Annotated in this window: 16 protein-coding genes; 8 read left to right on the top strand and 8 right to left on the bottom strand. The window is 48.9% G+C overall.

Annotation, left to right across the window (positions count from 1 at the left end):
- Nucleotides 1-120 precede the first annotated feature (120 nt).
- Both map and PPM_RS03155 read right to left on the bottom strand, forming a co-directional pair.
- The gene (gene map / locus PPM_RS03160; protein WP_013369239.1) at nucleotides 121-903 is read right to left on the bottom strand and encodes a type I methionyl aminopeptidase; all 783 of its coding nucleotides are present in this window, start codon (nucleotides 901-903) and stop codon (nucleotides 121-123) included.
- Nucleotides 904-1005: 102 nt separating this feature from the next.
- Nucleotides 1006-1194 carry a hypothetical protein gene (locus PPM_RS03155; RefSeq protein WP_007428354.1) on the bottom strand — a complete coding sequence of 63 codons (189 nt, stop codon included), beginning with the start codon at nucleotides 1192-1194 and terminating at the stop codon, nucleotides 1006-1008.
- Nucleotides 1195-1558: 364 nt separating this feature from the next.
- Here PPM_RS03155 and PPM_RS03150 point away from each other — a divergent pair, with 364 nt between their 5' ends.
- The 5 genes from PPM_RS03150 (at nucleotide 1559) to PPM_RS03130 (ending at nucleotide 5729) form a co-directional block, all read left to right on the top strand.
- The gene (locus PPM_RS03150; protein WP_013369238.1) at nucleotides 1559-2596 is read left to right on the top strand and encodes a serine hydrolase domain-containing protein; all 1038 of its coding nucleotides are present in this window, start codon (nucleotides 1559-1561) and stop codon (nucleotides 2594-2596) included.
- A gap of 43 nt (nucleotides 2597-2639) precedes the next feature.
- Nucleotides 2640-3791: an MGDG synthase family glycosyltransferase gene (locus PPM_RS03145; RefSeq protein WP_013369237.1), complete on the top strand. Its 1152-nt coding sequence runs from the start codon at nucleotides 2640-2642 to the stop codon at nucleotides 3789-3791.
- Nucleotides 3792-3821: 30 nt separating this feature from the next.
- Nucleotides 3822-4103: a hypothetical protein gene (locus PPM_RS03140; protein ID WP_013369236.1), complete on the top strand. Its 282-nt coding sequence runs from the start codon at nucleotides 3822-3824 to the stop codon at nucleotides 4101-4103.
- A 459-nt stretch (nucleotides 4104-4562) separates the two neighbouring features.
- Entirely contained in the window at nucleotides 4563-5246 is a 684-nt protein-coding gene (locus PPM_RS03135) for an MOSC domain-containing protein (protein WP_043886083.1), read from the top strand.
- Nucleotides 5247-5390: 144 nt separating this feature from the next.
- Nucleotides 5391-5729 (top strand): DUF4870 domain-containing protein, encoded by a 339-nt coding sequence (locus PPM_RS03130; protein ID WP_013369234.1) that lies wholly within the window; start codon nucleotides 5391-5393, stop codon nucleotides 5727-5729.
- An 84-nt stretch (nucleotides 5730-5813) separates the two neighbouring features.
- Here PPM_RS03130 and PPM_RS03125 read toward each other — a convergent pair whose 3' ends face one another.
- Nucleotides 5814-6743 (bottom strand): sigma-70 family RNA polymerase sigma factor, encoded by a 930-nt coding sequence (locus PPM_RS03125; protein WP_013369233.1) that lies wholly within the window; start codon nucleotides 6741-6743, stop codon nucleotides 5814-5816.
- Nucleotides 6744-6761: 18 nt separating this feature from the next.
- A complete protein-coding gene (locus PPM_RS03120) occupies nucleotides 6762-7205 on the bottom strand; it encodes a carboxymuconolactone decarboxylase family protein (RefSeq protein WP_014599438.1) in 444 nt (147 codons plus the stop codon).
- 151 nt (nucleotides 7206-7356) lie between these two features.
- Here PPM_RS03120 and mscL point away from each other — a divergent pair, with 151 nt between their 5' ends.
- Nucleotides 7357-7851 carry a large conductance mechanosensitive channel protein MscL gene (gene mscL, locus PPM_RS03115; RefSeq protein WP_013369231.1) on the top strand — a complete coding sequence of 165 codons (495 nt, stop codon included), beginning with the start codon at nucleotides 7357-7359 and terminating at the stop codon, nucleotides 7849-7851.
- Between the two features lie 84 nt (nucleotides 7852-7935).
- Here mscL and PPM_RS03110 read toward each other — a convergent pair whose 3' ends face one another.
- On the bottom strand, nucleotides 7936-8637 hold the full coding sequence (locus PPM_RS03110) for a histidine phosphatase family protein (protein ID WP_013369230.1): 702 nt from the start codon (nucleotides 8635-8637) through the stop codon (nucleotides 7936-7938).
- 72 nt (nucleotides 8638-8709) lie between these two features.
- Nucleotides 8710-9003 (bottom strand): hypothetical protein, encoded by a 294-nt coding sequence (locus PPM_RS03105; RefSeq protein WP_013308601.1) that lies wholly within the window; start codon nucleotides 9001-9003, stop codon nucleotides 8710-8712.
- 172 nt (nucleotides 9004-9175) lie between these two features.
- On the opposite strand from PPM_RS03105, the gene PPM_RS03100 reads away from it, so the two are divergent.
- Entirely contained in the window at nucleotides 9176-9808 is a 633-nt protein-coding gene (locus tag PPM_RS03100; protein WP_013369229.1) for an NUDIX hydrolase, read from the top strand.
- Between the two features lie 8 nt (nucleotides 9809-9816).
- Here the strand turns inward: PPM_RS03100 and PPM_RS03095 are convergent, their stop codons facing one another.
- Together PPM_RS03095 and PPM_RS03090 are read right to left on the bottom strand one after the other, a co-directional pair.
- On the bottom strand, nucleotides 9817-10605 hold the full coding sequence (locus PPM_RS03095; RefSeq protein WP_013369228.1) for a TrmB family transcriptional regulator: 789 nt from the start codon (nucleotides 10603-10605) through the stop codon (nucleotides 9817-9819).
- Between the two features lie 65 nt (nucleotides 10606-10670).
- Nucleotides 10671-11516 (bottom strand): zinc ribbon domain-containing protein, encoded by an 846-nt coding sequence (locus PPM_RS03090; RefSeq protein ID WP_013369227.1) that lies wholly within the window; start codon nucleotides 11514-11516, stop codon nucleotides 10671-10673.
- 312 nt (nucleotides 11517-11828) lie between these two features.
- Here PPM_RS03090 and PPM_RS03085 point away from each other — a divergent pair, with 312 nt between their 5' ends.
- Nucleotides 11829-14264 (top strand): UvrD-helicase domain-containing protein, encoded by a 2436-nt coding sequence (locus tag PPM_RS03085; RefSeq protein ID WP_013369226.1) that lies wholly within the window; start codon nucleotides 11829-11831, stop codon nucleotides 14262-14264.
- Nucleotides 14265-14514: the final 250 nt, after the last annotated feature.

Raw genomic sequence — 14514 nt, 5'->3', positions numbered from 1 at the left:
CTATGATCTATAACAAGAAGCTCATTGTTTAGTGAAGTGGATAGGCCATCCTAAAAAACTTACCAAGAGAGTCTTATGCACACGACCCGCACATTGGACTCCCTATGGCACAATACTCTTTTACGAGGTCAAAATATAAGGACCGTTCTTTGTAATCGCAATGGTGTGCTCATATTGAGCGCCCCAACTGCCGTCTGCTGTGCTGATGGTCCAACCATCATCCCCCCAGAGCACCGCGCCTTCGGGTCCGAGGGTAAATACCGGCTCAATGGTAATCACCATCCCTTCGCGCAGTGGCAATCCTGTTCTAGCACGACCGTAGTGGAGAACGTCCGGCGGTTCATGCATTTGGCGGCCGATCCCATGCCCGATCAGAGATTTGACGTTACCGTACCGCCGCCAGCCTGCCGCTTTTCCCACCGCATGCCCGATATCCCCTAATGTCCTGCCGGGGCGGGCAACGTCGATGCCTCGCATTAGCGCCTTATGGGTCTGCCGCAACAGCTTTGCTACCGGCCGGCTGATGTTACCCACTGCGTAGGTCCATCCCCGGTCAGCCAGCCACCCGTCCTTGTTGACCACAATGTCGATGGTCACAATATCCCCGTCATGAAGCACCCGCTCCGAGGGAAAGCCGTGACATACCACCTCATTGACCGAAGCGCAGGTAGCATAAGGGAACCCTTTATAGCCCTTTTGTTCAGGCGTAGCTCCACGCTTGCTTAGAAATTGCTCCACCCAAGCATCGATTTCAAGCGTTGTGATTCCCGGAAGAATACGACTTTCCAGCGTACGATGGCAATCTGCCAAAATACGTCCGGCCTCCCTCATGTAGCCGATTTCCTCCGGTGTTCGTATCGCTATTTCTATTGGAATCCGCCTCCTTTGAGCATACAAATTCACTAAACCTATCCCATTGTATGCAGGACGGACACAAAAAAACCGTCTCCTCTGTGGATAGACGGTTTATAAAAGTCGTGTTTCTAGTTGTTCGTAAGCGAACCCTTAAGATACTGAAGAATTTATGCGGCCGAGTTCGTTTTCCACCACCATGGTCAACTCTTCCTCATACCCTCCTGTTATCCGGTATTTTCGCACATATTCCTTTACAAATTTTTTGGGATCCTTAGGCCGGAAAATTCGAGTCATTTCCCGCAGACTTTCCTTAACTTCATTATGACCTTTCGTTGCCATGTAACTCCCTCCCAAAACGTTGAAAATAAGTGCTCCGTTGAAGAGAATGCCGAAAAGTATTGATGTCCTTATGCAGTGAAGTAGTATGTCTAGTGCAGCTTAGGTCGGGAATGCCTTATGCGAGGCATGTACCTGACACTATTATTAACCGATTTTCTTTTGGCTGAATCACTACCCCATTATACCATATTCAGATACAGCTTTCAGCTTTCCAGTAAATTCACATTGATTTTACCTATCTTTTACGCTTCATATCATTTGGAGTTCTCAATTAGCTGCTGCATAGAGGTATACCTTATTTATCGGCTTTTGGAGCGTATGTGTTTGGGGTAAAATAAATAAACATAACAAGGGGGGAAAAAGGATGAGCCGTTATGCTCCACTGTTCACTGCACCTGTTGCCCGTCTGTCTGCGCTGAACCTCGGAACTTGTGAAGAGGAAGACATCGATGCCTCCCTACTTGATCAGGCAGACCACGAAATCCGAGCCAAATTTCCGAAAATGCATAGCTTTCTGCTGCTTCGCCACGGCAAGCTGATCTGGGAACGCTATTACAACGGTCATGAAGCAAGCTCCCTGAACGATTTGCGTTCCGCAACCAAAAGCTTCACTTCCACGCTCGTCGGCATTGCTATGGCACGTGGGGATATGCCCGGACCAGAGACCGCTGTGCATAAGTTGTTGCCTGAGTATTTACCCAAGCGGAAGGAAACACTGCTAGAACGGATTACGATTCGTCATCTGTTGACTATGACGTCAGGCTTGTATTGGCAGACGGGCAAAAAGCTCGGTGAAGCCTTTATCCACCGTTTTCATCGCAGCAAAAGCTGGCCGTCCTTTGCCCTACGCTTACCTGTACAGGAGGATCAAATCGGCGTATTCCAATATCGCAGTGTGGATTCACATCTGTTGTCCGTTCTGCTCACCCGTTGCTGTGGGATTGACGCCTATACGTATGCTCTCCAGCATTTATTCGAACCGTTAGGGTTCGGGAGAAGTGGTTGGGCACAAGATCCAGAGGGCTACACCATGGGCCACATCGGACTGTATCTGACGTCGCGAGACATGGCTAAATTCGGCGATTGCTGCCTTCATCAAGGCATCTGGAATGGCAGAGAATTGATTCCAGCCGATTGGCTGCATGAGGCGACGCAGCGACAGATTGAAGGCTATCCGGAATTCGGAGATTACGGATTCCAATGGTGGACTGGACGACTCCACGACATTGATTATGCGTGTGCACACGGACATGGAGGACAGCAAATTTATCTGATACCGGAAGCGAATGCAGTCGTGGTATTTACAGCAGACAGTAAGGTGAGCCGTTGGAAAAACCCACGAACACTGCTAGAGCGTTTCGTTTTGCCAGCCGTATCCTCCCTCAACTTGGAACGTTCCTAAAATGAGCTACATGTGCTTATTGAATATAGGGGGCTAAACAATCATGGAAGTCTCAGCACCAAAAATTCTAATATTATACGCCAGCTACGGGGAAGGCCATGTGCAGGCCGCCCGGGCAATCATGGATAGTCTGCGAAGACTCGGACACTGCGAGGTACAACTACTCGACCTGATGGCTGAATCACATCCATGGTTGAATGGGCTAACCAAATTTGTATATATGCAAAGCTTCAAAACCATTCCACAGCTTTACGGCTGGGTCTATAACATCACGCGCGGTATGCAAGCTAAATCGGCCTTTGGCCATGTGTTGCATTCATTCGGAATGCGTCAACTTGCTCTCACACTGAAAAAGGAGTTGCCGGATCTCGTAATCCATACGTTCCCGCAGCTCGCTCTCCCGGCGTTACGCCGCAAAATGGGAATGAATTTGCCTATTGTCAACGTGGTTACAGACTTTGACCTGCATGGGCGCTGGCTGCATCCCGATATTGATCGCTACTATGTAGCCACTGAGGATCTTCAGCAGGAAGCCGCACAGCGAGGAATACCTATCGAACGTATTGCCGCGACCGGGATTCCGATTCACGCTTCTTTTTATAACCTATCTGTCAACGAAGTCCCTGATCAGCAACAGGTAATCCCACCGTTACAAACTGAGACGACCACGTTGCTCATTATGGCAGGTGCATATGGTGTGTTATCCGGCATACTGGATATCTGTCGTCATTTAAGCCGACTTCCGCAGCTACGACTGCTGATCGTCTGCGGACGCAACCAGCAGCTAAAAGCAGAATTGGATGCGCTGTATGCGGACCACCCCGACATCTACACCTACGGATTCGTGGGCTACGTCCCGGCACTTATGCGAGCAAGCAATCTGGTGATTACAAAGCCCGGTGGTATCACACTCTCGGAAAGCATCGCATCGGGTTTACCTATCCTGGTGTTCAAACCCGTACCCGGGCAGGAACTAAATAATGCTCTGTATCTGCAGCAAAAAGGAGCTGCCCGCATTGCTCGCACAACAGAGGAACTGATTCAACATTGTCTGGATCTGATCTCCACCCCCTCTCTTGCTAAGGAAATGAAGCAGGCGATTGAGTTACTTCGCAAACCTCATCCCGCAGACCAAATTGCCGAGGATATTTTACTGCAGCTTGTGGATAAAAGAACCTCTGTCCGGACAAATTAACGAAGAATAAGCCAGACGGAGGGGATACCAATGGAACACAAAGGAAAGGATTTACTCCCACTAACGGGTGAAAAGGTAGAAGTGGATGGTATTTATGTGGATGAGGATGGACATGAGCAACATTTGCACAGAGGCCAGCACTTTCCAGCTGATGTTATTTTGGGTACTTCCGAGTGGAAAATGACCGAATATGCCTTTGATAACCATCACGAAGGACGTACCGATGAACGACTTATCCCCAAAGAGGATGACAAGAATAAAATGGGTAAAATCACGCACCCACGCCGCCATTTAAAAACTGGTGATCGATAATTACGGAAGTATATCCACAATTACACCCAATATGTTGATAGTTTGTGGACAAACTGTGTGCAAAGTATGAATTATCGTAATATTATCTACAGATTGTGCACAATTTGTGTATAAATCATGTTATTTCTGTGGATAAACATTAATATGCGGTGGATAAAGTGTATACAACATGTGCAAAACATGTGCATAACCATTTAAAAGGCTGAACGAATTCTTTTCGTTCAGCCTTTTTTGTATTTTTATACACATTCTCTAATTCATTTTTTTACCGAGATCGGGTATGTTCGAACGAGAACATCGCTCCCGGAACGATGAGTTGCCCAAAAAGGACTCTATCCCATTAACGGAGACTAATCAAAAATTCGCAAATAGCGCATAGAGGAGTGTAAAATGGAAACGGGGACGAACAGAGTCAAAAGAAGGAATTACCGAAATGTAAAAAGAGTAGGGGTGATCCGAATGGCATCTATTAAAATCCTTTCACTTAATGTCGGCATGCCCAAGCAGATCCAGTTTAATCAGAAGGACGTTTCTACGGGGATATTCAAGTCGGCCACAGATGAATATTTGTATTTATCTTATCTAAACTTCGAAGGGGATGGGCAGGGCGATCTAGTTCATCACGGGGGTAAAGAGAAAGCTGTATGCGTCTATCCCTACGAGCACTATCCGTTCTGGGAAAATGAATTGCGGAGACCGCTCGATTACGGCGCGTTCGGGGAAAATTTAACGATAAAGGGTTTGCTAGAATCCGACGTTTGCATTGGAGACGTCTTTAAGCTTGGCAAAGCTATCGTTCAAGTTAGCCAGCCAAGACAGCCTTGCTACAAGTTGTCCATCAAGTACGGCGTACCGGACATGCCCTTGAAGGTACAGCAAACAGGCTACACGGGATTCTACTTCCGCGTTCTGGAAGAGGGAGTTGCCTCTAAAGCCGACGGACTATCCCTCCTTCATCGCCATCCGAAAGCAATTACGGTTTCATTTGCCAATCGAATTATGCATCAAGAGAAGGATCATATCGAGGGTATTAAACAAATTCTCGAAGTGGAAGAATTGTCCGTAAACTGGAGAAATACGTTTCTAAAACGTTTGGCGGGAACCGAAACGGATTCTCGGGAAAGACTTTCAGGCAATTCGTAAGGTGGAAGTGGTTCAATGAGTTAGTATGTTTTGTGTAGAGACAACTTTTTTACCGAGATCGGGCATATCCATCAATCCTATCCTCATAGCTTGTATAGTACGGAGACTTAGCTTGAATCTTTTATAAAGGAGGATATGCCTGACATGTCAGTCTATAAGTCTTCCACAGGATTGGATGAAAATATAGCAGCTGTCCTGTGCTATTTGTTCGCCTTTATTGGCGCGCTGGCCTTTGTCATGCTGGAAAAGAAAAGCCGATTCGTATTATTTCACGCACTGCAATCCATACTTCTTTTTGTAGCCCTCATGATCGGACATGTGCTGGTCGGATTCATTCCGATACTCGGTCCTTTCCTCGCTTCCCTGCTAACGCTGGCAAGCCTTGCCTTGTGGATTATCTTGTTAATTCGTGCGGGACAAGGAAAGTGGCTCAAGCTTCCCTGGATAGGCGATCTGGCTCTTCATCAAGCTCGGCAGTTATAAAAACAGCAAAAAACCTTGATCCTAAGCAAGGAATCAAGGTTTTTTATGTTTGGGCAGTTCATTTTTTTACGCTAGCTTCTTCTGTCATATATGGATGTGTCCCAGCTTATCTGGATTAACCATTAAATAAAAATTCTGAATATGCTCCCCGTCAGGTGTCAGTATGAGGCATAAGGTTTCTCTCACTTCACCGTCTTTCAGAAATGCCAGCTGAACCTCACCATTAATGACGGTGTAGACCACATCTCTTTCTCGTAAAACGGTTAATACCCGACGAGAGGTCAACAGGGCGAGAACGCCTTTGCGTACAACCATCGGCCTCATCACTGTATGCACATTACCTCCACCATCTGACACGAATATAGGTTGTTCAGCCAGTAGTTCCAGCATAGCAGTCACATCGTAGGCGAGAAAAGCGGTTGTAAAACGCTCCAGCAGTTTTACCCGGGAAGAGTTATTTATATTAGGACTGATTGGAGCTTCAGGAGCAGATTCTCCGGAAGATAAAATACGACGGGAACGACTGAACAACTGCCGACAGTTGCTCTCGGTCTTGCCCAGTAATTCTGCAATTTCTTTATAATCATATTGAAAAGCTTCTCTCAGCACAAAAACAGCTCGCTCTATCGGTTTTAGCTGCTCCAGCAGAACCAGAAATGCGTAAGATATCATATCTTTACGTTCCAGCCAATCGGCAGGGAGGTCTGCGCTCTCACCCAGCGGCTCAGGCAGCCACTGTCCTACATATGTCTCTCTTTGCTTACGCGCAGAATTCAGTAGATTCAGACACCGATTCATCGTCATTTTGGCTACATAGGCTTTGGGGTTCTGTATGTCATTCAGGGGCTTATTCTCCAGCTCGACAAAGCAGTCTTGAACGACATCCTCGGCATCCGTAACCGTTCCAAGCATGCGATAAGCAATGGCAAAAGAATATTTGCGATATTTCTGATACAGCTCTTCCAGGCTTACATCCACCGATTCTTGTTCAATCCCTTGTTCTTTGCCAGTCAAAGTGTAGCCCCCTGTTCATTAAAGACTGCCTGGATACATCCCGGTCGCGATGGCAATCCGGTTCCAGCTGTTGATCACATTAATTGCGGTAATCAAATCTACATACTCTTCCTCTGTAAAATGTTCTCTGACCCGATTATACAAGTCTGTGGGTACCCCTTGCTCTGAAATATGAGTGACCGCTTCAGCTAATTCAAGCATAGCACGTTCTTTTTCCGAGAACAAAGGAACCTCCCGCCATAAAGCAAGCTGCAAAATATGGTCAGCATAATCCCCTAGTTTTAGCAAATCCTTTGCATGCATATCAAGACAATAGGAACAGCCATTGATTTGGGATACTCTAATTTTCAGCAGTTCGTACAATACTTTGTCTGTAAAACGACCGGAAATATATTTTTCCATCTCCATCATTGCCTTGAATGTACTAGGACTCACTGCTCTGTGGTTAAATCTTAAACTCACGATACATCGCCTCCATTATTGGTTTACATACAGAAGACAAATGAACATGTGATTTTGTGACAAAGTGCAATACATCAATTTGGAATTGCCCTCAATTGACATAGCATGTATTATAGATAAATGATTTTATGCAAAGAAGGTGTGCACTCACATGAGTGGAAAAGGTTTTATTAAAGAATTTAAAGAATTCGCTGTACGGGGTAACGTGATTGACCTCGCAGTCGGTGTTATCATTGGTGGAGCGTTTGGCAAGATTGTTACTTCTGTGGTAAACGATATTATTATGCCTCCGATTGGTAAACTTCTGGGCGGTATGAATTTTCCAGACTTATATGTAGCTTTACAAGCTGCCGACCCTCTAAATGCTGACGGTACACGCAAGACTTTGGCACAAGCCAAGGAAGCAGGGATTGCGGTCCTTGCCTATGGTCAGTTTATTAATGTCCTGCTAGATTTCCTCATCGTGGCCTTCTGTGTGTTCATGCTGGTCAAAGGGATTAACATGCTGAAGCGCAAAGAGGAAGAAAAACCTCCTCAGGAAAAAACAATTAAGGAATGTCCACATTGCCTGTCCGAAATCCCTATAGCTGCTACCCGCTGTGCACATTGCACTTCCAAGCTAGAGGGATTCGTTGAAGCACGCTGACTCGAACTACATTCCTATGAATACAACAAACGGCTTAAGACGGTGCATCGTCTTAAGCCGTTTTTAGCATGGCTCTAAAAATCATTAATTGAAGTTGGTGATAATACCCCGAGGTCTGACTGGCAAACCTTCTGCGTACAGATGGGAGACATCACCGAAGCCAATGCAACGGGGAACTGCCCATTCCTTGGAGCGTTCATCAAACAAGATGGTGGTTACGGAGCTAGGCGGCATCCAAAAACCGGACCAGACCAAAGCCAACGGTAGTTCCAACAGATGTGCAAGCCAGGTTAGCCCGAAGCCGCCATGACAAAATACGGCTACCCTGTCTTCCGTGTGCTTCAGAATTCGGTACCTGCCCTCGACCCGCTCAAAGCCTTGCCGCTTCAAAAATTCATCAGAATGAACTTTCAGTCGCTCGAAGGTTTCAGGACTTTGCGTCCCTTGATAATAGGAAATGTCCTTCCAAGAATCATGAGTCGGCAGAGGCGACCCGGAACGAATCACTTCACCAGGCAAATCCCAATGGGAAAGACGACCGTATGGAGTATCCTCCAGCTTTAGAGCCAGCTCCTGCGTCCAGTCCTCCACTTCATAAGTCATACCGAGAGAGTCGGCGGTGTACCGCATCGTATCCAAGGCCCGTCCCAAAGGAGAGACGTAAATACGGTCCAGTCCGTGACTGGACAGCCGTTTGGCCAATGCCTTGGCTTCCAAATGACCCTCTGGCGTGATGGTGTTGTTAGGATAATCGGGGTCTGCATGTCGGATAATATACAATCTCATTATTTGTTCTCCGTTCCTATGAATGGCGACAGGATCGCTTTATCTCATTCCAACAGTGAGTTTTCCTAATTTTTAATGCTTATTCAGCAAGGTTTCCAAAATCGCGCGCAAATCCCTGTCTTCCTGATAAACTTCCTCACCCGTATCCAGCTCAATTACCCGGATATATGTATAGTTCGCTCTGGCATCGACGGGTTTAAAAATCAATTCCTCGGGATTGTCTGGACGCACATCATAGCCCATATTCTTGAACATATCTGTTATTTGATCAATCCCCGGCTTGCCTCCGCTTTCCAGCATAATCAGCCCACGCAGTTCCTTGGGCTCCTCTGGATGCATAACTCGGAAATGTACAATACATTCCATGTAAAATCGCTCCTTTCAATCATAAAGCTATGTTATGGCGCAAATCCCCATGTTCCCAGCATACCCCAAAAGCTACTCCGCATTCCACATCGTCCATCATATCGTCAGAACGGAAAACACGTTATACTGTAAAGTAGACCTTGATTTTCTGCATATTATAGGAGGAATCACGATGACTAGCGAGCTTCTGGATATCTACGACGATGAAGACAACCCCCTCGGCACAGCCTCCCGACAGGAAGCACATGCCAAGGGCTACTGGCATCATACCTTTCACTGCTGGCTGGCACGAGACACCTCGACAGGCCGCCGCTTGCTATTCCAACAGCGTCAGGATACAAAGGACACCTTTCCCGGATGCTACGATATTACAGCCGCCGGGCATTTGACTTCAGGCGAAGATATGTCCCAGGCGGCTCGCGAGCTGGAGGAAGAACTAGGCATTTATGTTCCCTTTACCTCCTTAACACCACTGATGACCGTTCGGTATGAAAGTAAAGGTACCGCACAGGGCACCTCTTTTTGGGATCGGGAGGTCAGCTCGGTGTTTGGACTGCTGTCCAACCAGCCCCTGGAAGCCTATTGTCTCCAGCAGGAAGAAGTAGCCGGACTGTACGAAGCAGACCTTGACCAAGCACTAGCCCTGTTTGAAGGCCATATTCCATTTATCGAAGCCCAAGGTATTACGTCGGGGCCGAACCCGGAAAAAACTCGCCGCCTGATTACACCGGATCAATTCGTGCCTCATCAAGCGGGCTATATTACATCTGTATGCCGGGCCCTGATGGAACTTCCCTCCCAGTAATCCTTATACTATTCTCCGGCTGACATATATTTGCCGATAATGCTTTCATACCGCCAGCCATATCGGGTCGACAGCTCGCTGCCCATATCATGCTCCAGCTCATACAGAATAAGATCCTGGGCAAAATGATCAAGCAGCAAACCTGTCATCACCGGATGCTCGGTAATAAGCGCCTGTGTCGGGCAATTCTCTCCCCGCATACCCAGCATGCACCAACGCCGATCAATAACAAAGGAAAACTTACGCCCTGACGTTTCCTGTCCGTCTGTACCAGACGTACGCGGTAGCCACGGTCCCAACATACTTTCTCCGTTGTCGCAGGACCATAGCAGACGCACACCCCGACTCTCGGCTTTTTTCAACGCTTCCCGCAACAGTTCGGCTTCCTCGCGCCACAAATCCAGCACAATCTCATGCTGTGCCCGTTCCAGCTCGCGTGTCAAACTTTCCAGCACCTTCCGGTCACCTTCCACGTTGTAGAAGGTCGGCTTGGCTGGTTCTGTTCGTGGCATCTCCTTCTCCACCGCCAGCAGGGACTCCCGCATCTGCCCTTCGATCATTCGGGTCAGCTCACCCGGCGGCAGCATGCTGTAGCGTACAGGCTCTCCCGCACTCGCTCTGAGATATCCCTGCCCGGCCAAACGCTGCAAAGCTGCGTACACGTTGGAGCGCGATGCCCCCAAACGCTTAGCAACTTCATAGCCGGAAGCCGCATTTTGTCTCGAAAGCTCGACCATCACCTTGGCTTCCATCTCCGTAAAACCCAGATTCCGCAGATGTTGCAGCAAACGCTCCATATGTTCTGTTCCCCCTATGCTGCCCGGCGTTATGTCTGTGTACTGCGGCAGCCTGTTCGGCTGCGTCAAATCTGTTCAGCTCCACAGCGCGGGCACCATTTGGAGCCTTTGGGTAATTCCGCTGTGCAGATTTGGCATTTTACATTTTCGCGTATTTGCATTGACGCTGTTGCCGGCTTCTCTGCTCCCGAATTGTTGGCCTTCCAATATCGAATGCGCTCGTCCAGCTCCTCCTGACGCTCCCGTTCACGTTCCAGTTCTTCAAGACGATGGTGTTCTTTCTCCAGTTCTTCCTGACGACGGCGCTCCCACTCTTCATCGAATGCCGCTTTTTCTTCCGGAGTAAAATCAGACACCGTGTAATTGCGGTCTGATTCCGTTGGATCGTGCGTTTCATACCGCTCATCCTGTTCATGCCGATCGATGACTTCATCTTCTGCATACTCCATGTAGGCAGGCACAGCATCCTTCGCTGCCTCAGGCTTGCGCAGATCAAAAGAATAAGCGTCTGTTGGCACCTCTTCCCGCACAGCCGCTACTTGCTTGGAGGCAGCCTGCCCTCCATTTAACTTGCGTCCGCATTTGGGACAAAAGTTCGCATCCAGCGGCACAACTGCACCACAGGTACATAAATGGGCGTTTTTCAATTCTGCAATTCTACTGCGCAGCTCATCAATTTCATCCTGAAGCTCATCACAAGCAGTAGACAACTGTGTCATCTCGGTTTCAGCCACTGACATATCGGATGCCCGGTAGCCTTCGTAAAAGATTTGACCCATTCGTAAGAAATGAACATCCATTTCCTGCTGAATCGTTGTAATTTGCGAATTAATCTTACTAATCTCGACAGCATGCTGCGCCTTTTCTGTTGCGCGATTAGCGCCTTCCTTTATACGTTGAATCAGCTTCATCGTCATTTCCTCCCCATATCCAGCCGGATTTCACTGTACCGTCCGTATATCCCAAAGTTTTTTTCTGTTGGCAAGCCTCGAACTCCTGTATAATGGAATGCGGTCATATCGCCTGTTTGAGGCTATAGGCATTGGCGTCAACCTATTAACGTTCTGACGCTCCTGCTCTAGATCCGCATGAATTCAGCATCATTTTTAGTCCATTCGCCTTGTTCTTATCATCAACTAAAGCTGACTAGAACTCTATCATACCAAAAACTACCCCCATTTGTGAAAATGGAAGATTTTAAGAACGAAAGGGGTTTCAGGATCATGAACCCAAATCCTGCATTTTACCCTCGACCCATCGGGGTTCCTTATTCAACGACGAGCCCTCAGGCACGTCGAGCTTCTATGGATACCAGTATAACGCTGGTACCCGACACCGACCAAGACGCGGCTTATTTTCGTGCTATAGAGAACGCGGGCATTCATCTGAACCGCCCGCAGATTCAGGCTGTACGCCATGGTAAAGGCCCCCTTCTAACCCTGGCAGGGGCTGGCTGCGGTAAAACCACGGTTCTGGCTGCCCGTGCTGGCTACCTCATGGCGATGCGGGATGTCCCTGCATCGTCCATCCTGCTGGTGACCTTCACCAGCAAAGCAGCTGCCGAAATGAAGCTGCGCATCGCGGGACTACCCGGTGTGCGACCTGCCGCTGCACGCGCAGTACAGGCGCGTACCTTCCACTCATTCGCTTTGGCGATGCTGCGACATCGCGGTGTGCAAGATGAAGTGTTCGGTGAAACACAGGCCCAGCATACCGTTATGAAAATGATGCTGCGCCAGCTTGGACTGAGTGAGGCTTTCCAGCCGGAAAGCCTGCTGTCCGCCCTCTCCGCCTGGAAAGCGGAAGGCCGTAGCGCAGATGAGCTGCCGGAAACCATACGCGAGGAAGCGGATGCCAAGCGTGCCATGCTCGCCTATGAAGCGTGGAAACAGGAACGGAGCAAAATGGATTTTGACGATATTCTGCTGCGTGCCTCCGTTCTCCTGCGTGATCCGGATGTGCTTCAGCCGCTTCAACGACGTTTTTCCTATATCATGGTCGATGAATTTCAGGATACGAATGCCCTGCAATACGAAATGGTGCAACGATTGGCTGCGAAGCATCGCAATCTGATGGTCGTCGGAGATGATGACCAGACGATCTATACCTTTAATGGAGCCCGCCAGGAATCCATTCTGGAGTTTGATAAGGTCTATAAAGATGCAAAGGTCATTACTCTTGATATTAATTATCGCAGTGATGCACGCATTTTGGGGCTGGGCTCCAACATCGTCGCCAAAAATGTTCATCGACGCTCCAAACGTCTTGCGGCTGCCGGGCGTGAGGGCTTGCCGCCACAGTTTGCCACCCCATCTGGGCCTGAGGAAGAGGCGGGACATATTGTTACTCATCTGCTCGGACAGGTAGAAGAAGGTCGTCTTCGCTACCGGGACATCGCTATTTTACATCGGACAGCCAGCGGAAGCCGATCTATTTTTGAGCAATTAATTATGCGGGATGTCCCATTTATTCAGTACGGAGCAGGAGCCGTATTTTACGATCAGTCTCTGATTCGTCCCTTAATGGATCACTTGCGCTTGTCGCTGAATCCCCGCCGAATGGAATCCATTCCAAGTACCCTTGGACCGCTGTATGTCTCCCGTGAGGCTGGGATGGAATGGATTATGCGCGAAGAGAAACAGCAGGCTAAAAAATACCCGCTAATCCACCTCAGCCGCTGGGATCGACTACGTGATTTTCAGCGTGAACAGGTGAAAGAACGCATTCGGTTGATTCGCAGTCTCACTACCATGAAGCCTGCCTATGCCATTCAAGAAATGCGGCGCGTCTTTTATGACAAGTATTTGGAAAGCGGAGATACGGGCGCGTGGACACATTATAAAGAAACGATGCAAGAAAGTCTGGAGGAGCTTGAAACGGCAGCCAAGCGCTTTGACACGGTAGAGGCATTCGTCAACTTTGCGGACGAGCTTTCAGAGCGCCACCGCCAGATGGAATCTCTGCGCAGAGAGGAAGACAGCGATGCTGTTCGGCTCATGACGATCCACCGTGCCAAGGGACTGGAGTTCCCTTGCGTATATTGGATCGGAGCAAGTGAAGGCATCCTTCCGCATAGCTCGGCTCTACACAGCGAGCTGCCAGAGGATCGTCGGGCAGGCGCCGCCCCCGCAACGGCTGTGGATAACGATGCTGCGCTGGAGGAAGAACGCCGCCTCGCTTACGTGGCCGTCACCCGGGCGAAGGAGCTGCTGTACATCACCTCCCCCGCCTCCAATCACGGCAAGCCTGCCGCCGTGTCTCGCTTCTTGCTGGAAGCCTATGGGGTCACTCCCCCCGAGACTTCCAAGCCGGACACGCGTCGCAGCAGCTTTGGCCAACCGAAGGGTACTTCGGGTTATGGCAGCCGGGCCGGTGGTGGTTCGCCAGCGTCTGGCACGGCAACCCGCGTGAGCAGCAGACCGGGGTCAACCCCAGCAGCCACTACAGCACGGACGGCCTCGGCGACGGCTAGGTCACAGACAGAGCCACGCGTCGATGTGCCTGTGTGGAAATGCACGGACGCCGCCTGCAAGGCGTGGATGCGGCGCGACACAGTAGGTGGACGCCGCACCACGGGGGCCAGTGCAGGCACGCCACCGGTGTGTCCGCTTTGCTCCTCCCCGATGACGGAGGGAACGCGCAATATCCCGGCTAGATAAGTGCGAGGCGTGTATAGCCGCTATGAAGCTGTACTTCCACTGCATTCGTCATTTCCAATCCGGCTTGTGCAGACCTGTAATGAATCCAAAAAAGCACTAATGTACATTTTCCCGGCACCCTGCAAAAATAAGTTTTAGACAGACTAAATAAAATAAAAGACGGTAGACTAGGATGTGAGAATAAAATCCTAGCCTGCCGTTTTTTTATATATAATTTTATCTAAGTTAAATTTATAGTTTAGACACAACG

It is taken from the genome of Paenibacillus polymyxa M1 (genome assembly GCF_000237325.1).
GTDB lineage: Bacteria > Bacillota > Bacilli > Paenibacillales > Paenibacillaceae > Paenibacillus > Paenibacillus polymyxa_C.
The sequence above is the reverse complement of the archived record's forward strand: the minus strand, read 5'-3'. Positions and strand labels throughout refer to the sequence as shown.